22 protein-coding genes are annotated in these 19,395 nt (G+C 64.6%); 10 read left to right on the forward strand and 12 right to left on the reverse strand.

Features of this window, described 5'->3' with window-relative positions; all coding sequences use genetic code 11:
* Positions 1-26 precede the first annotated feature (26 nt).
* Both ACOYW5_RS22165 and ACOYW5_RS22170 read right to left on the reverse strand, forming a co-directional pair.
* Entirely contained in the window at positions 27-194 is a 168-nt protein-coding gene (locus ACOYW5_RS22165) for a DUF1328 domain-containing protein (RefSeq protein ID WP_423067047.1), read from the reverse strand.
* A 119-nt stretch (positions 195-313) separates the two neighbouring features.
* A complete protein-coding gene (locus tag ACOYW5_RS22170) occupies positions 314-1,108 on the reverse strand; it encodes a response regulator (protein ID WP_423067048.1) in 795 nt (264 codons plus the stop codon).
* A 180-nt stretch (positions 1,109-1,288) separates the two neighbouring features.
* Here ACOYW5_RS22170 and ACOYW5_RS22175 point away from each other — a divergent pair, with 180 nt between their 5' ends.
* Positions 1,289-1,474 carry a NepR family anti-sigma factor gene (locus ACOYW5_RS22175; protein WP_423067049.1) on the forward strand — a complete coding sequence of 62 codons (186 nt, stop codon included), beginning with the start codon at positions 1,289-1,291 and terminating at the stop codon, positions 1,472-1,474.
* A 4-nt stretch (positions 1,475-1,478) separates the two neighbouring features.
* The gene (locus tag ACOYW5_RS22180) at positions 1,479-2,033 is read left to right on the forward strand and encodes an RNA polymerase sigma factor (RefSeq protein WP_423067050.1); all 555 of its coding nucleotides are present in this window, start codon (positions 1,479-1,481) and stop codon (positions 2,031-2,033) included.
* Here the strand turns inward: ACOYW5_RS22180 and ACOYW5_RS22185 are convergent.
* Positions 2,024-2,386, reverse strand: a complete 363-nt coding sequence (locus tag ACOYW5_RS22185) for a hypothetical protein (RefSeq protein WP_423067051.1) — start codon at positions 2,384-2,386, stop codon at positions 2,024-2,026. The two genes, ACOYW5_RS22180 and ACOYW5_RS22185, sit on opposite strands and share 10 nt — an antisense overlap.
* A 158-nt stretch (positions 2,387-2,544) precedes the next feature.
* Between ACOYW5_RS22185 and ACOYW5_RS22190 the strand changes: the two genes are divergently transcribed.
* Complete coding sequence (locus ACOYW5_RS22190) at positions 2,545-3,291, forward strand: Crp/Fnr family transcriptional regulator (protein WP_423069530.1); 747 nt, start codon at positions 2,545-2,547, stop codon at positions 3,289-3,291.
* Positions 3,292-3,352: 61 nt separating this feature from the next.
* Positions 3,353-4,294: a diacylglycerol/lipid kinase family protein gene (locus tag ACOYW5_RS22195; RefSeq protein WP_423067052.1), complete on the forward strand. Its 942-nt coding sequence runs from the start codon at positions 3,353-3,355 to the stop codon at positions 4,292-4,294.
* A gap of 51 nt (positions 4,295-4,345) precedes the next feature.
* Here the strand turns inward: ACOYW5_RS22195 and ACOYW5_RS22200 are convergent, their stop codons facing one another.
* The 8 genes from ACOYW5_RS22200 to ACOYW5_RS22235 all read right to left on the reverse strand — a co-directional run bounded on the left by ACOYW5_RS22200 (position 4,346) and on the right by ACOYW5_RS22235 (position 12,909).
* Entirely contained in the window at positions 4,346-4,579 is a 234-nt protein-coding gene (locus tag ACOYW5_RS22200) for a hypothetical protein (RefSeq protein WP_423067053.1), read from the reverse strand.
* A gap of 99 nt (positions 4,580-4,678) precedes the next feature.
* On the reverse strand, positions 4,679-5,143 hold the full coding sequence (locus ACOYW5_RS22205) for a hypothetical protein (RefSeq protein WP_423067054.1): 465 nt from the start codon (positions 5,141-5,143) through the stop codon (positions 4,679-4,681).
* Positions 5,144-5,147: 4 nt separating this feature from the next.
* Positions 5,148-5,555 (reverse strand): DUF883 family protein, encoded by a 408-nt coding sequence (locus ACOYW5_RS22210; protein ID WP_423067055.1) that lies wholly within the window; start codon positions 5,553-5,555, stop codon positions 5,148-5,150.
* Between the two features lie 182 nt (positions 5,556-5,737).
* A complete protein-coding gene (locus tag ACOYW5_RS22215; RefSeq protein ID WP_082434138.1) occupies positions 5,738-5,896 on the reverse strand; it encodes a DUF3309 family protein in 159 nt (52 codons plus the stop codon).
* A 12-nt stretch (positions 5,897-5,908) separates the two neighbouring features.
* Positions 5,909-6,076: a hypothetical protein gene (locus ACOYW5_RS22220; protein WP_423067056.1), complete on the reverse strand. Its 168-nt coding sequence runs from the start codon at positions 6,074-6,076 to the stop codon at positions 5,909-5,911.
* Positions 6,077-6,185: 109 nt separating this feature from the next.
* On the reverse strand, positions 6,186-7,064 hold the full coding sequence (locus tag ACOYW5_RS22225; protein WP_423067057.1) for a transglutaminase family protein: 879 nt from the start codon (positions 7,062-7,064) through the stop codon (positions 6,186-6,188).
* Positions 7,065-7,075: 11 nt separating this feature from the next.
* Positions 7,076-9,484, reverse strand: a complete 2,409-nt coding sequence (locus tag ACOYW5_RS22230; protein ID WP_423067058.1) for a circularly permuted type 2 ATP-grasp protein — start codon at positions 9,482-9,484, stop codon at positions 7,076-7,078.
* Between the two features lie 86 nt (positions 9,485-9,570).
* Positions 9,571-12,909, reverse strand: coding sequence for a DUF2126 domain-containing protein (locus ACOYW5_RS22235; RefSeq protein WP_423067059.1), 3,339 nt, complete (start codon positions 12,907-12,909; stop codon positions 9,571-9,573).
* A 101-nt stretch (positions 12,910-13,010) separates the two neighbouring features.
* Between ACOYW5_RS22235 and ACOYW5_RS22240 the strand changes: the two genes are divergently transcribed.
* Positions 13,011-13,532: a hypothetical protein gene (locus tag ACOYW5_RS22240; protein WP_423067060.1), complete on the forward strand. Its 522-nt coding sequence runs from the start codon at positions 13,011-13,013 to the stop codon at positions 13,530-13,532.
* Here ACOYW5_RS22240 and ACOYW5_RS22245 read toward each other — a convergent pair.
* On the reverse strand, positions 13,529-13,798 hold the full coding sequence (locus tag ACOYW5_RS22245; RefSeq protein ID WP_423067061.1) for a hypothetical protein: 270 nt from the start codon (positions 13,796-13,798) through the stop codon (positions 13,529-13,531). The genes ACOYW5_RS22240 and ACOYW5_RS22245 overlap by 4 nt on opposite strands.
* 63 nt (positions 13,799-13,861) lie before the next feature.
* Between ACOYW5_RS22245 and ACOYW5_RS22250 the strand changes: the two genes are divergently transcribed.
* From ACOYW5_RS22250 to ACOYW5_RS22270, 5 genes are all read left to right on the forward strand, one after another.
* On the forward strand, positions 13,862-14,785 hold the full coding sequence (locus tag ACOYW5_RS22250) for a LysR substrate-binding domain-containing protein (protein ID WP_423067062.1): 924 nt from the start codon (positions 13,862-13,864) through the stop codon (positions 14,783-14,785).
* A gap of 528 nt (positions 14,786-15,313) precedes the next feature.
* Positions 15,314-16,471 carry an ABC transporter substrate-binding protein gene (locus tag ACOYW5_RS22255; RefSeq protein ID WP_423067063.1) on the forward strand — a complete coding sequence of 386 codons (1,158 nt, stop codon included), beginning with the start codon at positions 15,314-15,316 and terminating at the stop codon, positions 16,469-16,471.
* A 144-nt stretch (positions 16,472-16,615) separates the two neighbouring features.
* Positions 16,616-17,617 (forward strand): ABC transporter ATP-binding protein, encoded by a 1,002-nt coding sequence (locus ACOYW5_RS22260; protein WP_423067064.1) that lies wholly within the window; start codon positions 16,616-16,618, stop codon positions 17,615-17,617.
* On the forward strand, positions 17,614-18,573 hold the full coding sequence (locus ACOYW5_RS22265) for an ABC transporter permease (protein WP_423067065.1): 960 nt from the start codon (positions 17,614-17,616) through the stop codon (positions 18,571-18,573). Before ACOYW5_RS22260 ends, ACOYW5_RS22265 begins: the two co-directional genes overlap by 4 nt.
* Positions 18,563-19,378, forward strand: a complete 816-nt coding sequence (locus ACOYW5_RS22270; protein ID WP_423067066.1) for an ABC transporter permease — start codon at positions 18,563-18,565, stop codon at positions 19,376-19,378. Before ACOYW5_RS22265 ends, ACOYW5_RS22270 begins: the two co-directional genes overlap by 11 nt.
* Positions 19,379-19,395 lie beyond the last annotated feature (17 nt).

Raw genomic sequence — 19,395 nt, forward strand, 5'->3', positions numbered from 1 at the left:
GGGACGGTCCGAGTTTTGCGGGGCGCTTAGGAGGCGCGCCTGAAAAGGCCGACGATCAGCGAGATGACCAGGAAGGCCAGGAACAGGAAGAACAGGATCTGCGCGATACCGGATGCTGCTCCGGCGATACCACCGAACCCGAGCACGCCGGCGATAATCGCGACGACGAGGAAGATGAGAGCGTATCGCAGCATTTTGCCATTCTCCGTTGGACGCCTCGATAGTTCCTAAACGTGCAGCTGCCCGGCCGGGTTCCCAAAAAGGCGAGAGCCGGGCAGGACCCGGCTCTCGAAAACAGTTGCACTGCAGGCGTTTAGGCCGCAGCGCGGGATCCTTCGTCGAAGAACAGCGCCTGGCTGATCAGCGCCCGCACCATGTCCGGGTTGAACGGCTTGGTGACGAGGAAAGTCGGCTCCGGACGCTCACCCGTAAGCAGCCGCTCGGGGAACGCGGTGATGAAGATCACCGGGATCGGATGGGTATGGAGGATGTCGTTGACCGCATCGATGCCGGAAGACCCGTCGGCCAACTGGATATCGGCGAGGATCATGCGCGGCTGGGTCTTGTGATAGAGCGCCACCGCTTCCTTGTGCGTGCGGGCAATGCCGACCACCCGATGGCCGAGGCCCTCGACCATCTGCTCGATATCCATGGCGATAAGCGGCTCATCCTCGATGATAAGGATGTCGGTCGCCACTTGCTTCGAGATCTCGGTCGAGGCCTGCTGGAGCAGTTCGGCGAACTGGCCCGGGCTCACACTGAGCACTTCGGCCGCTTCGTCGTGGCTGAAGCCCTCCACCGAAACGAGGAGGAACGCCTGGCGCGGTTTGGGAGACAGGTTTGCGAGGTTGGCGGCGGCGCGCGCCTCCCAGGCGAAGTTCGAGGTGGGCGGAGGTACTGAGACAGCCGAACTCGAGAACAGGCCGGAATAGAGCTTGTAGAGCGCGATGCGATCGTTCGACGCATTGGGAAAGATCGAAAGATCGGCGATCAGCGCTTCGAGGGTCGCCGCTACATAGGCGTCGCCCGAGGTCTGCGAGCCGGTGACCGCGCGCGAAAACCGGCGCAGATAGGGAAGATGCGGGGCGATCCGCGTGGATAGAGACATGGATTCACTACTCCCGTGACGCTTCTTGAGCTTACCATGCCTTAAACAGAATGATCAGGGGAATGGTTCCCGGATATATTTGGAACTTTTCGGGCCGGGGCGCATTGAGGGCCTACGGCTGGAAAAGTGGGCGTCAAAATCCTGCTGTGGGGCTAAGGGTTTATGCGAGACAAAACGACAATGAATGAACTGGGTATGCTAGCGCGGAGGCGAGACGACGGGCTCGGTCCGAACTCCGACATCGGCAATAAGCTGCGCGCGCTCTACGGCGCGGTGCAGCAGGAAGAGGTGCCGTCGAAGCTTCTCGACCTTCTGGAGCAGTTGGACGTCGTCGAAGCCAAGTCCAAATCCGCAAAGGGCGAGTGACCTCATGACGGACGAGGCTCCAAGCTTCAAGCGCGAATTGCTGTCTACTCTGCCGAGTCTGCGCGCCTTCGCGGTGTCGCTGTCTGGGCGGCATGACAAGGCCGACGATCTGGTGCAGGACACTGTGATGAAGGCCTGGGCGAAGCAGGACAGCTTCGAGATGGGCACCAACATCAAGGCATGGCTCTTTACCATCCTCCGCAATGAATTCTACAGCCAGATGCGCAAGCGCGGCCGCGAAGTGCAGGATAGCGACGGCGCGTTCACCGAACGGCTGGCCGTGCATCCATCTCAGTACGGCGCGATGGACCTCGCCGACTTCAAGGCGGCGCTCGACAAACTGCCGGACGATCAGCGCGAGGCCATTATCCTCATCGGCGCGTCGGGCTTCTCCTATGAAGAGGCGGCCGAGATCTGCAAATGCGCGGTCGGCACAATGAAGAGCCGCGTCAGCCGTGCCCGCACCAAGCTGCAGGAAGTGCTGAAGGTCGCCGGCGAGTCCGACTACGGACCGGACGCCGTTTCGGCCCAGGTCACGACTACGCCGCGCTACACCTGAGCAGGCGCCTTGCCCATGCGGCGGGCCGCCTCGCATGCGGCCAGCAAGGCAGCGTCGTCGAAGGGCTTGGCCAAGGGGACAGAGCCAGTGAAAAGCGATGCCGCGGCGAGATCGGCAGAGGTGACCACCACCGCGACGCCGGCCTCCCGCAGGGACGTGGCAAAGGCAATCGAGGCCGGTGCGCCAAGCTGGGCCTCGATAATCGCCAGGTCGATCGGCGGGGCGGGCGTTGCGAGGTCGTGCACATTGCGTGCCATCAGCACCTGCGACGCTCCCCTCGCCAAGAGGGTCGCTTCGATTTCTGCGGCAACAAGGTATTCCTCCTCGACGACGAGGACAGTCAGGCCAATCATGCGGTCGATTCCATGACGCGGTGGAAAGCGGCCGCATGGTGTGTGGAAGCGATCGCGCGGTCATTTAACAATGACACGTGTTCGGCGCGCGTTATGCGCCTGTCGCGGTTGCCGTCTCGCGGGCAGGGGGCATGATGGCGGCAAGCCAGGTCCTCAGCATGTCCCTTACCAATACGCCCGCCCGCCGTGTTCCCTGCGAACAGTGTCCGCTCCGCGCCAATGCCTATTTCCGCGATTTCACACCGGGCGAGCTGAAGTTCGTCAGTGGATTCAAACGCGGCGAGCTGGTGCAGGAGCCCGGCTCGATGATCCTCGCTGAAGGCTCGCACAGCGCCCAGTTGTTCACGCTGCTGTCGGGCTGGGCTTTCCGCTACAAGATGCTTGAGGATGGCCGGCGCCAGATCCTCAACTTCCTGCTACCGGGCGATCTCGTCGGGCTGCAGGGGTCCATCATTGGCAAGATGGAGCATTCGGTGGAGTCGCTGTCGCCGGTCGTGTTGTGCGTGTTTCAACGCGACAGCCTGCCGACGCTGTTCGAGCAATACCCGTCGCTTGCGTTCGACATCACTTGGCTCGCCTCGCGCGAAGAGCGGATGCTCGATGAAAACCTGCTCAGTGTCGGCCGCCGCAGCGCCCTGGAGCGCGCTGCCTATCTCATCGCCTTCCTCTATCAGCGGGCTGAGAAGGTCGGCATGGCCAAACGGCCCTTGATCCCGATCTCCCAGCAGCATGTCGCCGACACGCTGGGGCTGTCGATCGTTCACACCAACAAGACGCTACGCAAGCTCGCCGATCGTGGCCTGATCCGCTGGCACGACCGCGCCTGCGAGGTGCTCGATCCGGAAGGTCTCACCGAGCTGTCCGGCTGGGAGGGTCTCGGTGAGAGCCGGCGGCCACTGATTTGAGCCGCACTACTGCCATCGGTCGAGTGCAACGTCGCCGGGGAAACACGACCGGGGGGCCGGGATGCACTTCATCGGCGTTCTGAACAAGGATGGCGGCACGTTCCGCACCATGGACATGGCAGCCTTCGCCGCGGCGGCGGAAGCGACTTTCGCGGCGCGGGGGCACAGTCTTGAATGCCGGATCGTCGGAGCGGACGAGCTCGAAGGCGAGCTCGAGCGTGCCGCGCAGGATCCAGCCTCGGACGCGCTGTTGGCCGGGGGTGGGGATGGGACCATATCGGCGGCCGCAGGAATTTGCTTCAGGCACAGGATGGCGCTTGCAGTGCTACCTGCCGGCACGATGAACCTGTTTGCCCGCTCGCTCGGCGTGCCGCTTCAGCTCGACGCTGCGGTCGAGGCCATCGCCAGCGGCGAAGTCGGCGCGGTGGACATCGCTACGGCCAACAGGCGCCCTTTCGTGCATCAGTTCTCGGTGGGCATGCACTCCCGGTTGGTTAGGATCCGCAACGGCCTCACCTACAGCAGCCGTTGGGGCAAGATGCTCGCAAGCCTCAGGGCGGTTGCCCTGGCGCTGTCGCGTCCGCTGGTGTTCGACGCCGATATCACAACGGGGCGCGGCACGGTGCGCCGCAAGGCCACCGCCATCGTGGTCTCCAACAACGTGCTGGGTGAAGGGCATGTGCCTTATGCCGAGGTGGTCGATCGCGGCGTGCTCGGGATCTATGTGGTCAAGCCGATGCCGGCCCACGAGCTAGCCCGCCTTGCGCTATCGCTGGTTTTCGGCAACTGGAAAGCGCATCCGCTGGTGTCGGAGAGGGAGGTAGCCCAGGTGACCCTGAACTTCCCCCGCCGCAAGGCGTCGGCCCAGGCGGTGATCGATGGTGAGCTGATCCCGCTTGAGCGCCATGTCGATCTGCGCGTCCATGCTCGGGGGTTGAAGGTCGTGCTGCCGGGATCCCCCAAGATCGAGCCGACGGCTGATCCGGCGACCGAAGCGGCATAGAAAAGCCCCGCCGCGTTACGCCGGGCGGGGCTCTGAACTCATGGGCCGAGACTAAAGGCTGGCGGCGCCCGCCTCTACTGGTTCCTGGCCGAGCTTGCGCAGGGCGTTCTCGATGGTCTTGAGGTCTTCGCCGTCGTCACCGTCCACCGGGGTCATCCCCTCGGTGGCGCTACGCTCCTTTGACAAGGAGTCGGCTTCGAGTTCGCGAAGCATGGTGATCTTCTCACCATCGGGAATGTGCTCGTTGGTCAGTATGGTAACGATCTTCCGCTTGATGTGGGTCATAGCTCACACTCCTGGAAATTCTTCGTTCCTTGGCCTCTCCGCCTCCTCATGGTGGCGGTGCTCTAGGTAACGCAAGGCCGCTCCCGCGGTTCCCTTAAATCAATCGGTATCGTGACCGTTCGCGCGCCGATCGTGCGAGCCGGTGGGTTTGGCGAGCAGGTAAGCGGCGGCCAATGCACCACCGATCGGAATGCCCACTTTCCGCATGAGGTCCGACTTCAGCACCAATGGCAGCGCCGTGAGCGCCGCAGTCGTGACGAGCGCGGTCTTCTCGGCGCTGTTCCGTCGTTGGGCGGCCTGCCGGCGGGCGATATTGTCGGAGATCGTGACAGCCGCCCAGATGGCGATGGCAATCATCGTGGCTGCCGCACCGATCACGAGCGGGGCGACGATCGGCCCCCATAGCAAAGTAAGCCAGGCATTCAGCGCCACGAGAAGGAATGCCACGCCGACAAGCGCGAACAACGCCACGGCCGACCAAGCCATGGCGTTTCGCTTGAAGTGCTCGAGGAGTTCGTCGACCTCGATCCCGAGGACCGAGGCGGCGAGAGCGAGCAGATGCATCGGCCTACCTCGAGACGACCGCGAGCACGAAGCCCAGCGCGATGGCGCCGGCGACGGCCGTCAGCGGCTTCTCGCGGATGGTGTCCTTGATCTGCTTTTCGAGCTGGCCGAACTCGTCCTGGGCGTCTTCCAGCACATGCTGGCCGGCCTTGGCGACGTTTTTGACCTCGCGCTTGGCCATCGACTGGGCATCGTTGACCTTGCCTTCGGCAAGGCTCGCGAGCGTCGATGCGATGGACTTCAGGTCGTCCTGCAGCTGCTGCACCTGGGCAGAAAGATCATCCTCGCGGGAGGCTGCGGCGCGAGCCGCGGCAGTAGTGCGAGCCGCAGCGCGGCGCGGGCCATTGGCGGCGCGGCGGGCAGGGGTCGCGGTCGTGCTCCGAGTGGGAGCCATATCGGTCGTGGAAGCCATGTTCCAGTCTCCTCGTAAGTATGGAATTGCAACGCGTCCGGCAGGTGTTGGGTTCCAGCGTAGCGCCGCCGAAAGACTGGCCGCTTGCGCTAAGTCAAATGAAGTGCACCCCGGTTCGGGCGCGAACCGGGGTGCCTAATGCGAGCCGAAAGGGGGGCGACCTTGGCTCGCTGGGGTGCTCGTCAGAATACGCGCATCAACACGAGGATGATGACGATGACGAGCACGACGCCGAGAATACCGGAGGGGTAAGCTCCCCAGGAGCGGGAGTAGGGCCAGGCCGGTATGGCGCCGATCAACAGCAGGATCAGCAGAATGATGATGATCGTGCTTAAGGTCATGGTCGGGCGCTCCTAGATGATGGACAGCAGGAGCGTCGCTGCTACTGCAAGAATACTGACGGCCGGCACAACTGCGGCCAACAGCACGCCGAAATTGTTGCTGCCGTGATAACCTTCCGGGACCCAGGCGAGGGCCGAGCGGCTGGCATTTTCGAGGCTGGCGATTTCGCTCGACGTCATCGCTTGCTCCTGTCGTTCGACCAGGGGACCGGTGGGACACGCGTAAGCGCGTTTGGCACAACAACGGAGGCTGCCTTATTTGGTTCCGGCGACAGCGAGGATTTTCAGTCTATTCGACGCGAACTACGTCGACTGACTGCTTGGCCGAGTGCCCGCCGCTAGTGCGGAGCACGCCGACGATCGGCGACACGTCCGAATAGTCCCGACCGTGCCCGATGGTGATGTGGTCGGGGCCGGCCATCATGGCATTGGTCGGGTCGAACTCGACCCAGCCGGCATGCTGGCCGCACCAGACGCGCACCCAGGCATGCATCGCATCCGAGCCTTCGAGCCGCGGCTGGCCCTTGGGCGGAATCGTGCGCAGGAACCCCGAGACATAGGCGGCGGGGATGCCGGCGCCACGCAGCCCGGCGATCATCACATGGGCGAAGTCCTGGCACACACCACGCTTCAGCGCGAAGGCCTCGACCGGTCCGGTGTCGACCTTGGTGGCTTCCTTGTCGTAGCTGAAATCCCGGTGAATCCTCAGCGCAAGGTCCATAGCCGCGGCGCGCACCGAGGGCGTGTCGGCGATAGAGACCTGCGCATAGGCGGCAATCGCCGGGTCGAGCGGCACGCGGGGCGAAGCGGCGAGGAAGTGCTGCGGCGAATCCGGGGCGACCGACCACAGCGCCCGCAGCTCGTCTTTCAGCCCGGCAACGCTGGGCGACAGATCGGCCGGGCCGATGAAATCCTCGACCTGCACCCGCGCCGAGAGCCGCACGTCGAGATGATCGTGGTAGCCGGAATAGGCGATCGTGGTGACGAGATTGCCAAAGTAGTCAGTGAAGGATGTTTCCTGCTCAGGGCGCGGCTCGAACGACAGCGACGCAGCAATGACGCGCTGCACCCGGGGGATCGAGACCGGGCTTACGCGCACAAGGTGCCGGTCGCCATGGACCGAGGCCTTATAGTCGTAGTGCAGTTCGAGCCGGACGTCGTAAAGCACGGCCCGCTCCCTCAGACGAAATACGCGTCGGCGATGAGGCCGGCGAGATTGCCGATATCGATGCCAAGCCGGTTGAGTCTCGGGGTCGTCAGGTCCTCGGGTTCGCTCACCCGCAGGTCAGTATCGAGCGACAGGGCCGCCTTTGCCGCCATCGACAAATGCCCATCCTCGACACCACCGGGGAGCCGCTCCAGCTGCTTGTGGAGCTCGGCGATCTGGAAGCGCACCGAGCGCGGGTTGAGCGGATCGAGAACCAGGAGGTCGATGTAGGAGTTGACGCCAGCGCTTACGGCATAGCGGCGGCGATGCGTCATCACGCTGTCGCCGGCCTCGAGCAGGAGGTCGAGTGCCCCCTCCGGCGCCCCCTTGCGCGTCAGCCAGGCGACGGCGCCTGAAATCTGGATGCCGCGTTCGAGGCGACGACCGATCTCGAGGAAGCGCCAGCCGGCGAAGCGGTACATGTTTTCGTGCACGAGACCCGAGAAGCCGGCGAGCTTGCGCAGCAGCACCGTCATGGCGCGGGTCGCGTCATCGCCGGGCTGTACGCGGGTGGCGAAGGCACGGGCGGTCTTGCGCAGGTCTGCCAGGGCGAGCCAACCATCGGGCGAGAAGCGGTCGCGGATCTGGCTGGCGCTGTGCACCGCACTGTCGATCGCCGCGAGCAGGCCGGCCGGCAGGGGCTTGGATGCGTCGACGCCGAGCCCATCGAGATAGGCGCGGGTATCCTTGAGGATCGGCAGACTCGGGTTGGAGCTCTCGGCCAGCCGGGCGTTGTAGGCGCGGAGGATACGGATAGTCGCCTCGCAGCGCTCGGCGTAGCGGCCCAGCCAGATGAGATTGTCGGCGGCGCGGCTCGGCAGACTGCCGGCCGAAACGCGCACCAGCTTTTCGTCATCTCGCGGCAGCAGCGTGACGCGCTCGACCGGCTGACTGCTCACCACCCAGACGTCTGCCGCCTGGCCGCCGCGCTGCATGGCGATGGCCGAGGAGTCCGCCGTGGAACCGATGCGGGCAAAGCCGCCGGGCATGATCGTCCAGCCGTCGCGCGTACGTGCAGCATAGACGCGCAGCGTCATCGGCCGCGGTTCGAGCTTGCCGCCCTCGTAAAGCGGCGCGGTCGAGAGGTGCACCTGCTCCTGGCCGACGAAAGCGCCACCCTCGGCTTCGAGACGCGACAGCAGCGCCGCCCGCTCCTCGGCATCAAGGCTGCCGGCGACGACCGTGCCCTTGGTGTCCTCGATGGCAAGGCCCGTGGCGAAGGCTGAGCCGACCATCATGGTATCGATATTGTCGATGACGTGCCGCCGCTCGGTGTCGCCGCCGCACCACCAGGTGGCAATCGTCGGCAGTTCGAGTTCGCTGCCGGTCAGGGCGCGACAGAGATTTGGCATGAAGGCGGCGAATGCGCGCGTCTCGAGGATACCCGAGCCGAGCGCGTTGACCATGGAGATGGTCCCCTGCCGCACGGCCTCGGTCAGGCCGGGGGTGCCGATATGGCTGTCGTAACGGAGCTCGAGCGGATCGGCGAAGCTCGCATCCATGCGGCGCCACAGTACGCTGATCGGCTTCAGCCCCGAGACGGTCCGCACCATCACCCGGCCGCGGTCCACCACCAGATCCTCGCCTTCGAGCAGGGCGAAACCCAGGTAGCGGGCGATATATGCGTGTTCGAAATAGGTCTCGTTGTGCTGCCCCGGCGTCAGGATACCGACGCGGCCGTCGCTATCGCCGGCGATGCTGTTTAGCTCATCCCGGAAGCCGCGGAAGAAGCCCGCCAGTCGGTGGACGTGCATCTTGCCGTAGATGTCGGACAGCGCGCGGGTGGTTGCGACGCGGTTTTCGAGCGCGAAGCCAGCGCCCGAAGGGGCCTGCGTGCGGTCGCCGAGCACCCACCAGTTTCCGTCCGGCCCACGTCCGAGCTCGAAGGCGCAGAAGTGGAGGAAGTGTCCGCTCGCCGGCCGGATCCCGACCATCGGGCGCAGGAATTCGCTGTTCCGCGCAACCAGCTCCGCCGGGAGCAGGCCGCGCTGCACGAGTTCGTTGTCGCCATAAATATCGGCGACGATGGTCTCGAGCAGTTCGGCGCGCTGGGTCAGGCCGCGGGTGATGGTCGCCCACTCGGCCTCGTCGATCAGCAGCGGCACATGCGCCAGCGGCCAGCCGCGTTCCTTGCTGTCGGCGCCGTCGTACTTGCGGTAGTAGACGCCGGAATCGCGCAAATACTGGTCCGCACGCTCGAAACGCGAGGCAAGCTCGGTAGGGCCGAGATCGTCGAGTGCGCCGATCAGTTGGGCCCAGCCGGGCCGCAGGTTGCCGGCGGCGTCGAGCATTTCGTCCGGAACGCCGGGCAGGGAGCTGTAGCCCGTCACGAGGCGTGATGCCCCGCGCTTGCTCGCCTGCCGTTGATTCCGTGTCTTCATGACAAAATCGCTAGCCGAAGCGGCCGGAATCGCAAGGAGATTCCGACCGGCTGGTCAAAAATGCCGCTGCAAAGGCCATTCGGCGACTATAGCGGCACACGCAGGTCCAGCGTCAGCGGGAATTCGGCCGAGCGCTCCTCGGTTGGCGGCACGAAGGCACCTGGCGTGTGGCCGCGCGGCTCGAACCGGGACAGCCGGCGCGCTTCGGCCTCGTTGCCGTTGACCGGGAAGGTCTCGTAGTTGCGTCCGCCCGGGTGGGCGGTGTGGTAGGTGCAGCCGCCAATCGAGCGCCCCGACCAGGTGTCGTAGATATCGAAATGGAGCGGCGCGTTGACCGGCAGTTTGGGGTGCATGCCCGAGGCGGGCTGCCACGCCTTGTAGCGCACGCCGGCAACAGCAACGCCGCCCTCACCGGTTGCAGTCAGCGGTGCCAGCCGCCCGTTGCAGGTCACGGCGTAGCGGCCGGGATTGAGCCCCTCAAGTTTCACTTGAAGTCGTTCAACCGATGAATCAACGAACCGCACAGTACCGCCAATGGCGCCGGTTTCGCCCATCACGTGCCAGGGCTCGAGCGCCTGGTTGAGGGTAAGCTTCATGCCCTCGACCTCGACCTCGCCGCAGAACGGGAAGCGGAATTCGAGTTGCGCCGCGAACCACTCCGGATCGAGGTCGAAGCCGTTTTCCCTGAGATCGCTGAGCACGTCGAGGAAGTCGGCCCAGACATATTGCGGCAGCATGAACCGATCGTGCAGCGTCGTGCCCCAGCGGACGAGCTTGCCCTGCTTGGGCGACTTCCAGAATCGGGCAATCAGCGCCCGCACCAGCAGTTGCTGGGCGAGGTTCATCCGCGCGTTGGGCGGCATCTCGAAGCCACGGAACTCGACAAGACCCAGCCGGCCGGTCGGGCCGTCCGGCGAGTAGAGCTTGTCGATGCAGATTTCCGAGCGGTGCGTATTGCCGGTGACGTCGACGAGGAGGTTGCGGAACAGCCGGTCGACCAGCCAGGGCAGGGGTGCTTCGCCCTCGCCGGGCGGCGGCACCTGCTTCATGGCGATCTCGAGTTCGTAGAGGCTGTCATGGCGCGCCTCGTCGAAGCGCGGCGCCTGCGAGGTCGGTCCGATGAACAGCCCCGAAAACAGGTAGCTCAGCGACGGATGCTGCTGCCACTGGAGGATCAGGCTCTTGAGCAGGTCGGGCCGACGGAGGAACGGCGAGTCCGACGGAGTCGAGCCGCCGACGACGACGTGGTTACCACCGCCGGTACCGGTATGCTTGCCGTCGATCATGAACTTGTCGGCACCAAGCCGGGAGGCGCGCGCCTCCTCATAGACCGCCGTCGTCGTCGCGACGCATTCCTCCCAGCTCGAAGCGGGGTGGATGTTGACCTCGATCACGCCAGGATCGGGCGCGACGCGAATGACGTTGAGCCGCGGATCATAGGGCGGGGCATAGCCTTCGACATGGATGGGCAGGTCGATGGTCTCTGCCGCTTTCTCGGCCGCCGCGATCAGCTCGAGATAGTCCTCCACCGTCGAAACCGGCGGCAGGAACACACAGAGCCGGCCTTCGCGCAGTTCCACCGTGATGGCGGTGCGGACGACGCTGTCGATCTCGTCCAGCACCTGCTCGTTGATCTGCTGGTTCGCGGTTGGGTCGGCGGTGAAGGTTGATGGCTGGGCGTGGTGGCCGACGCGGACCTCGACCTTCTGCTGCAGCAGTTCCTCGACCTCGGGAAGGTCCGATACGGCGATCAGCGGATCGCGCGGTACGACGTGGGGGTAGGCCGTGGGCGACACGTGCTTCAGCGAGCTAAGCGGTAGCCGGTAACCCACCGGAGAGTCGCCCGCCGCGAGGAATAGCTTGCCGCGCCGCGTCTTCCACTTCTCGGTGATCCAGCGCTGCCCGGTGGCCTGTGCGTTCCAGCGCTGCACCGGCAGCACGTAGCCAGTGGCGTTGTTCAGGCCGTGGTCGAACACCTTGGCCATGCGGGCCCGGGCTTCGGGGTCGGCAAGCTCGGGGTTGGCCGGATCGACATTCTCGGGCAGCCGGGCTTCCTTCACCAGCCAATCGCCCGGATCCTCGTAAGCAGCGTCGATAGTCTCGGTCCCGATACCGAGATTGGCCGCGATTTCGGTGAGGAGGCGCTGGTCATCGCCGGCCTCGGCATCGGTGGGCACGCCCTCATGGGCGAAATACTTCTCGTTCTGCCACACCGGCTTGCCGTCGCGGCGCCAGTAGAGCGAGAAGGTCCAGCGCGGCAGGGTTTCGCCGGGATACCACTTGCCCTGGCCGTAATGCAGCAGCCCTCCGGGAGCGAAGCGCTGGCGCAGTCGCCGGATCAGGTCATCGGCTTTGGCCCGCTTGGTCGGTCCGACCGCATCGGCGTTCCACTCGCCGGCCTCGAAGTCGTCGATCGAAACGAAGGTTGGCTCGCCGCCCATGGTGAGGCGCACATCGTGCTTGACCAGCTCCTCGTCGACCTTGCGGCCCAGCGCATTCAGCCGATCCCAGCTCTCGTCGGAGAACGGCTTGGTGATGCGCGGGTGCTCGGCGACGCGGTTCACCCTCATGTCGAAGGCGAATTCGACATTGGCGAAGCTGGTGTAGCCCGAGATCGGCGCCGCGTTGCGATAGTGCGGGGTGGCGGCCAGCGGAATGTGGCTCTCGCCGGTCAGGAGGCCTGAAGTCGGATCGAGGCCGACCCACCCGGCGCCGGGCAGGTAGACTTCGCACCAGGCGTGCAGGTCGGTAAAATCATGATCGGTGCCGGGCGGTCCATCGAGCGAGATAAGGTCGGGTTTCAGCTGGATCAGGTAGCCCGAGACGAAGCGCGCGGCGAAACCGAGGTTGCGTAGCACCTGCACCAGCAGCCAGCTCGAGTCGCGGCACGAGCCCTGGCCGCGCGTCAGCGTCTCGTCGGGCTCGAACACTCCGGTCTCGAGCCGGACGATGTAGCCGATGCGCTGCTGCACGTGGGCGTTGAGCGCGGTGATGAAGTTCACCGTGTTCATCGGCGTGCGATCGATGGTGTCCATAAATTGCTGCAGCATCGGGCCGACCGGCTGCGGCTTCATGTAGATCGAGAGGTCTTCCTTGAGATCGGCCGGGTATTCGAACGGCCAGGTTTCCGCACTCTCCTCGACGAAGAAATCGAACGGGTTGTAGACCGTCATGTCGGCGACGAGATCGACTTCGATCTTCAGCTCGGTCACCGGGTCCGGGAAGACGTGGCGGCTCAGGTAGTTGCCGTATGGGTCCTGCTGCAGGTTGACGAAGTGCTTGGCGGGCGTGACCCGCAGGGAATGGCTCAGCACCTTGGTCTTGCTCTGCGGCGCCGGCTGCAGGCGGATGATCTGGGGCTGGAGGACGACGGGGCGATCGTATTTGTAGTGCGTCAGGTGATAGATCGCGGCTTTGATCGACATACGGTCAGACGCTCGCTACTGAGGCACAGAAACTTCCCGAAGCGACGATAGCGGCATACGCGTCGTGCCGCTAGCCATCGTGGATCGGGTGAGGGGCAGCTATGAGCGGACGAGTCAAAGCCCTGTTCACGCGCGCAATCCGGGTGGTCGGGCGGTTCATCGTGGCCGTCGCGGTCGTCGGCTACACCGTGCTCGACGAGTTGCTGTTCCCGCTGTTCCACCCGCTGATCCGTTGGCTCACAGGACTGCGCCTGTTCCAGCGCATCGGCGAATGGCTGGGCCGCCTGCCGTCCTATGCCGCGCTGGTGGCGCTGGGCATCCCGTTCGTCATCATCGAACCTATGAAGGTCGTCGCCATCTGGTGGGCAGGGACGGGGCATATCATTTCTGGCACCATCGCCCTTCTGATGGCGCACATTCTGTCGCTGCTGGTGGTCGAGCGCATCTTTCATGCCGTGTATCAACCGCTGATGCGGATCGAATGGTTCGCCAAGCTGCTTGGCTGGCTGTTCGCCATTCGTGACCGCGCGATCGAGATGGTGAAGGCAACGGCGGCGTGGCGCTCTGCATCGCAATGGGCGCGTGGCTTGCGCGCGTGGTTCCGGCGCGTGTTGGCCCGCTAGCCCTTTTTCTTCTTCTTCCGCTCGGCGTGCATCGCCTCGCGTGATTCCTCGAGGAAGGCCTCGACCTCCTCGAGGGATGCCGAGAAGTCATAGCCGGCGTTGCCGAAGACGATCGCGGATGTCTCGTCGTCGCGGACCATGTAGCCGCCATGCGCCTCGATCTTGGGGTTGCGCTTCTGCGCCACCAGCAGGCTCACGCCGAAGGGGCGGCCCAGCCGGCGGACGCGGCGTTCCATGGCAGCGAGGGTATGTGCGCGGCTCGACATGATGGGCTCCTTTCATCCTCCCATAGCGATTGAGCAGGCCCGCTGCCAATGCTTAAGTGCGCCATGGCGTTCACCTTGCGGCAGCTGCAGTATTTCATTTCGGTTGCCGAGGAGGGAACGGTCTCCGGGGCGGCACAGTCGCTGTCGATCAGCCAATCAGCCGTGACCGATGCGATCAAGGATCTCGAGAGCGATCTCGGCGTCACTCTGTTCGAGCGGCACCGGCGCGGGCTGACCATCACCCACAAGGGCCACCAGTTCTACCGCCACGCCACCCGCATCCTCGCTGGGGTCTCCGATGCGCGGCGGACCTTTGCGCAGGACGATGAGCCGGAACAGGGGAAGCTCCAGCTTGGCGTGACCTCGCTCGTTGCCGGCTATGTGCTGTCGGACCTCCTCGCCCGCTACCGCCGCGCCTATCCGCACGTCAACGTCTCGGCCATCGAGGATAATGGCGACTATCTCGAGCACCTGCTGATTGGCGGCGAACTGGACGTCGCGGTGATGGTGATCTCGAACCTCCGCGACCGCGTTGCGCTGCAGGCGGAGATTTTCGAGACCTCGCCCTACCGGTTGTGGCTGCCACTCGGGCATCGCCTCGCCAGCGCCGACATCATCGCCGTCTCCGATATCGTGACCGAGCCGCTGATCATGCTCACGGTCGACGAGACGGAGGAGAATACCGGGAAACTGCTCGCCGCCTTCAGCGTCCGGCCGCATGTGGCCTTTCGCACCCGTTCGGTCGAGGCCGTCCGCAGTCTCGTCGCCACAGGCGCCGGCATTTCGCTATTGCCCGACCTCGTGTACCGGCCGTGGTCGCTCGAAGGCGACCGGATCGAGAGCCGTGATGTGTCCGGCGCCCTACCGGTGGTGCAGGTGGGCATGGTCTGGCGTCGCGGCAGCCAGCTGACGCAGGCGGCCCGCGACTTCATCGGGCTGGCGCAACAGCAGCATCTTTCGCGCACACGTGCTCCGGCGGAACGGTGAGCACACTGATGCATCCGGCGGCCACGGGCCTCGGAGGATGTCAAAGAGCAGGACGGTGACCGGCGCGGTTTCAGGCCACGCGGTTAGTCCGCAAATGAAACGGCCGTCGCCGCGCCGGTCTGGATCGGAAATGCGTTAGATCTGGGGGATCCAAGGAGCATGCCCCCATCTCTCCTCTCGTCCACATTACTGTGTCGGAGCCTGAATGGGTGGTTGGTTGTCGGTCCCACAAACCCGTCACGACACGACTGTCGTGACTTCCGATACCCGCGCACCGTTCGTTCGTCGCGAACGCCGCCCAGTGCGAGGACGGGTTGACGATATAGCCGGTTGGAACGTGCGGGGATAAGATTTCTAGTTCGCGATCGATCGAGCGATACCGAACTTGTCACTCTGCGACACTATGGTATCGGAAACTCCGATATCTCCCCACGGTCGAATGAATTTGCGAATGTTACCCCGTTCGATAACGTCCCATGCAAGGGCCGGATGCGCATTTGGGAGCGCGGCCTGATCAGGGAGAATCCGATGAAATCCATCCTCAAGACATGCACGGCCTTGACCATGGTTGCGACCTTCACGGGTCAGGTGGCTGCACAGGAAATGCTGCAGACACTTGGCGCCGGTGAGGGCGAAGTCTCGATCGTCGCCTGGGCAGGCTATATCGAACGCGGCGAGACCGATCCGGCCTATGACTGGGTGACCAAGTTCGAAGCCGACAGCGGCTGCAAGGTCACCGTCAAGACCGCCAACACCTCGGACGAAATGGTGGCGCTGATGAACGAAGGCGGCTTCGACCTCGTCACCGCCTCGGGCGACGCCTCGCTCCGCCTCATTGCCGGCAAGCGCGTTCAACCGATCAACACGGCGCTGATCCCGTCATGGTCGACCATCGACGAGCGGCTGCAAAATGCCGCCTGGCACACGGTCGACGGCAACCACTACGGCACGCCGTACGTCTGGGGCGCCAACGTCCTGATGTACAACACCGACGTGTTTGGCGATAAGCCGCCGACCAGCTGGAACGTGGTGTTCGAGGAGACGACTCTCCCCGACGGCAAGTCCAACAAGGGGCGCGTCCAGGCCTATGACGGCCCGATCTACGTGGCCGACGCCGCCCTCTACCTGATGGCGCACAAGCCCGAGCTGGGGATCACCGACCCCTATGCGCTCAACGAGGATCAGTACAAGGCGGCGCTCGATCTGCTCCGCGTGCAGCGCACGCTGGTCGGCCGCTACTGGCATGACGCCTTCATCCAGATGGACGATTTCAAGAACGAGGGCGTCGTCGCCTCTTCGTCCTGGCCGTTCATGGTCAACGTCTTGAAGGCCGAAGGCGCGAAAGTGGAGTCCACCTTCCCCGAGGAAGGCATCACCGGCTGGGCCGATACGACCATGCTGCATGCCGAGAGCGCGCATCCGAACTGCGCCTATATGTGGATGGAGCACTCGCTCTCACCCAAGGTGCAGGGCGATGTGTCGGCCTGGTTCGGCACGGTTCCATCCGTTCCCGCGGCCTGCAAGGGCAATGAGTTGCTGACCGACGAAGGCTGCTCGGCCAATGGCTACGACAACTTCGACAAGATCCGGTTCTGGCGTACCCCGACGGCCAAGTGCGAGGCGGGCGAATGCGTGCCCTATTATCGCTGGGTCTCCGACTATGTCGGAGTGATCGGCGGACGCTGATGCGAAAGGGGCGGGGCGGCTTGGCCTGTCCCGCTTCCGTCCCCGGTGTCACTCCCGCGAAGCGCGGAGGCTACGCACGTGGTGGGCTCGGATGACTCGCCGCAGCTTCGCGGGGGTGCCCGTGGACATACAGCAAGTGAAGAAATGACCGCAGCCGTATCTCTCCAGCAGGTCTCGCGCCATTTCGGCGCGGTGAAGGCCCTCGATCAGGTCGACCTCGAAGTGGGGGAAGGCGAGTTCTTCGCCATGCTCGGCCCATCGGGCTCGGGCAAGACCACTTGCCTCCGGCTGATTGCCGGCTTCGAGCAGCCAACCATCGGGCGCATTCACATCTTCGGTGATGCGGTCGAGGGCGTGCCGCCTTACAGGCGCAACGTGAACACCGTGTTCCAGGACTACGCACTGTTCCCGCACATGAACGTGCGGGAGAACGTTGAGTTCTCGCTGATGCTGCGCAAGGTCGACAAGGCCAGCCGCGCCCGCGAGGCGGACGCGGCGCTCGAGCTGGTCAAGCTCGGTGGCTACGGCGACCGCAAGCCGGGACAGCTCTCCGGCGGGCAGCGACAACGCGTGGCGCTGGCGCGCGCCATCGTCAACAAGCCCAAGGTGCTGTTGCTCGACGAGCCGCTCGGCGCCCTCGATCTCAAGCTGCGCGAACAGATGCAGGAAGAGCTCAAGGCCCTGCAGAGGACCCTCGGCATCACCTTCATCCTCGTCACGCACGACCAGGGCGAGGCCCTGTCGATGGCCGACCGGGTGGCGGTTTTCAACTTCGGCCGCCTGATGCAGGTCGGGACGCCCGAGGAAATCTACCGGCGCCCCAACACACGCTTCGTCGCCGACTTCGTCGGCTCGTCCAATATCCTGGCACCGGACTTCGTCCACAATATCGTCGGCGAGCGCCGGTGGGCCTCCCTGCGGCCGGAGGCCATCCACGTCATTCGCGCCGGCAGCGGGTTGTCGACGCTCAGCGGCAAGGTCACGTCGCGCTCTTATCTCGGCGCGACCACGCGCCTCGGCATCGACCTCAGGGGCACGTTGCTGCACGCCGTAGTCCCATCCGCCGACGACAATCCGGTGGAAGGCGAAACCGTCACCCTCGGCTTCGCCAAGGATGCACTGCATCTTATGGAGTCCGAGGGATGAGCGCGGTGGCCGCGACCGCTTCCGGCGCGATCCTGCCCAACCGGCGCGGCCTGCTCGGCGCGCTGAGCGACGCGTTCTGGCGCCAGCCGAAGCTGTTCGTCTTCCTGCTGCTGACGCCGGCGCTGCTCTGGCTCGGCATCGTCTATATCGGCTCGCTGTTCGCACTGCTGTTGCAGAGCTTCTTCTCGATCGACGAGTTCTCCGGGCTCATCAACTACGAGTTCACACTCAAGACCTATGCCGAGCTGTTCCGGCCGCAGAACCTCGATGTGATCCTGCGCACCGTGACCATGGCCGCGGCGGTGACAGTCGCGTCCGCCATCGTCGCGTTCCCGATCGCCTACATGGCCGCCCGGTACGCCAAGGGCGGGTGGAAAGCCGTGTTCTACCTGGGGATCATGCTGCCGCTTTGGGCCAGCTATCTGGTCAAGGTCTATGCGTGGAAGCTGATCCTCGCCAAGGAAGGCATCCTCAACTGGGTGTTCGAACAGCTGCACCTGACCTGGCTGCTCGATGCGTGGCTGAGCTTGCCGGTGATCGGCGGTAACTCGCTGTCGATCAGCTACACCGGCACTTTTCTCGTCTTTCTGTATGTCTGGATGCCTTACATGATCCTGCCGATCCAGGCGGCGATCGAACGCGTCCCGACCAATCTCACCGACGCCTCAGCCGACCTCGGTGCAACGCCGATGCAGACGTTCTGGAAGGTGATATTCCCGCTGGCGCTGCCGGGTATCGTCGCGGGCTCGATCTTCACCTTCTCGCTCACGCTGGGTGATTACATCATCCCGCAGATCATTGGCACGTCAGCGTTTTTTATCGGCCAGGCGGTCTACTCGCATCAGGGCACAGCAGGCAACATCCCGCTTGCCGCGGCCTTTACCGTGGTGCCGATCGTGATCATGGGCATCTATCTGTGGCTGGCCCGGCGCATGGGGGCATTCGATGCGCTCTGATGCCAACCGCGCACCATGGGGCCTGAAGTTCGCCGCCGGGGCAGGCCTGTTCTTCCTGCTCGCGCCGATCGCGCTGATCTTCCTCTACGCCTTCTCGTCGGAAGAGCGGACCTACCAGTGGCCGCCGCCGGGGCTGACGCTCAAGTGGTTCGAGGTCACCTGGAACCGCGCGGACGTGTGGCAGGCGCTGACGCTTTCGGTGCAGGTCGCGGCCATCTCCACAGCAATAGCGCTGGTGCTGGGGACGCTTTGCGCGGCAGCCGTCTCAGGCTCGAAGTTCTTCGGTCGGGAGACCATCTCGTTGCTGGTGATCCTGCCGATCGCGCTGCCGGGTATCATCACCGGTATCTCGCTGCGGTCGGCGTTCAGCCTGATGGATATCCCGTTCTCGTTCTGGACGATCGTCCTCGGCCACGCGACCTTCTGCATCGTCGTCGTCTACAACAACGCCGTCGCCCGCTTCCGGCGGACCTCCGGCTCGATGATCGAGGCGGCGATGGACCTCGGCGCCGACAAGTTCCAGACCTTCCGCCACATCATCCTGCCCAACCTCGGCACGGCGCTGCTGGCAGGCGGCATGCTGGCCTTCGCGCTCAGCTTCGACGAAGTCATCGTCACCACCTTCACTGCCGGCCAGCAGCAGACGCTGCCGATCTGGATGCTCGAGGAACTGGTGCGGCCGCGCCAGCGCCCGGTGACCAATGTCGTCGCCATGGTGGTGGTGATCGTAACCCTGCTGCCAATCCTCGCAGCCTTCTATTTCAGCCGCGGCGGCGAACAGAGCGTCGCCGGCATGGGCAAGTAACTCGTTCGGGAGAGAGA

Origin of the sequence: Devosia sp. CN2-171 (assembly GCF_049354815.1) — a bacterium.
Taxonomy (GTDB): domain Bacteria; phylum Pseudomonadota; class Alphaproteobacteria; order Rhizobiales; family Devosiaceae; genus Devosia_A.

Excerpts from the sequence above, each read along its gene's own strand:
- ACOYW5_RS22180 (WP_423067050.1), top strand. The coding sequence starts at position 1,479 with ATGACGGACGAGGCTCCAAGCTTCAAGCGCGAATTGCTGTCTACTCTG.
- ACOYW5_RS22265 (WP_423067065.1), top strand. The coding sequence starts at position 17,614 with ATGAGCGCGGTGGCCGCGACCGCTTCCGGCGCGATCCTGCCCAACCGG.
- ACOYW5_RS22260 (WP_423067064.1), top strand. The coding sequence starts at position 16,616 with ATGACCGCAGCCGTATCTCTCCAGCAGGTCTCGCGCCATTTCGGCGCG.
- ACOYW5_RS22200 (WP_423067053.1), bottom strand. The coding sequence starts at position 4,579 with ATGACCCACATCAAGCGGAAGATCGTTACCATACTGACCAACGAGCAC.
- ACOYW5_RS22255 (WP_423067063.1), top strand. The coding sequence starts at position 15,314 with ATGAAATCCATCCTCAAGACATGCACGGCCTTGACCATGGTTGCGACC.
- ACOYW5_RS22250 (WP_423067062.1), top strand. The coding sequence starts at position 13,862 with ATGGCGTTCACCTTGCGGCAGCTGCAGTATTTCATTTCGGTTGCCGAG.
- ACOYW5_RS22205 (WP_423067054.1), bottom strand. The coding sequence starts at position 5,143 with ATGCATCTGCTCGCTCTCGCCGCCTCGGTCCTCGGGATCGAGGTCGAC.
- ACOYW5_RS22245 (WP_423067061.1), bottom strand. The coding sequence starts at position 13,798 with ATGTCGAGCCGCGCACATACCCTCGCTGCCATGGAACGCCGCGTCCGC.
- ACOYW5_RS22195 (WP_423067052.1), top strand. The coding sequence starts at position 3,353 with ATGCACTTCATCGGCGTTCTGAACAAGGATGGCGGCACGTTCCGCACC.
- ACOYW5_RS22235 (WP_423067059.1), bottom strand. The coding sequence starts at position 12,909 with ATGTCGATCAAAGCCGCGATCTATCACCTGACGCACTACAAATACGAT.
- ACOYW5_RS22240 (WP_423067060.1), top strand. The coding sequence starts at position 13,011 with ATGAGCGGACGAGTCAAAGCCCTGTTCACGCGCGCAATCCGGGTGGTC.
- ACOYW5_RS22270 (WP_423067066.1), top strand. The coding sequence starts at position 18,563 with ATGCGCTCTGATGCCAACCGCGCACCATGGGGCCTGAAGTTCGCCGCC.
- ACOYW5_RS22230 (WP_423067058.1), bottom strand. The coding sequence starts at position 9,484 with ATGAAGACACGGAATCAACGGCAGGCGAGCAAGCGCGGGGCATCACGC.
- ACOYW5_RS22175 (WP_423067049.1), top strand. The coding sequence starts at position 1,289 with ATGAATGAACTGGGTATGCTAGCGCGGAGGCGAGACGACGGGCTCGGT.
- ACOYW5_RS22185 (WP_423067051.1), bottom strand. The coding sequence starts at position 2,386 with ATGATTGGCCTGACTGTCCTCGTCGTCGAGGAGGAATACCTTGTTGCC.
- ACOYW5_RS22210 (WP_423067055.1), bottom strand. The coding sequence starts at position 5,555 with ATGGCTTCCACGACCGATATGGCTCCCACTCGGAGCACGACCGCGACC.
- ACOYW5_RS22220 (WP_423067056.1), bottom strand. The coding sequence starts at position 6,076 with ATGACGTCGAGCGAAATCGCCAGCCTCGAAAATGCCAGCCGCTCGGCC.
- ACOYW5_RS22170 (WP_423067048.1), bottom strand. The coding sequence starts at position 1,108 with ATGTCTCTATCCACGCGGATCGCCCCGCATCTTCCCTATCTGCGCCGG.
- ACOYW5_RS22215 (WP_082434138.1), bottom strand. The coding sequence starts at position 5,896 with ATGACCTTAAGCACGATCATCATCATTCTGCTGATCCTGCTGTTGATC.
- ACOYW5_RS22165 (WP_423067047.1), bottom strand. The coding sequence starts at position 194 with ATGCTGCGATACGCTCTCATCTTCCTCGTCGTCGCGATTATCGCCGGC.
- ACOYW5_RS22190 (WP_423069530.1), top strand. The coding sequence starts at position 2,545 with ATGTCCCTTACCAATACGCCCGCCCGCCGTGTTCCCTGCGAACAGTGT.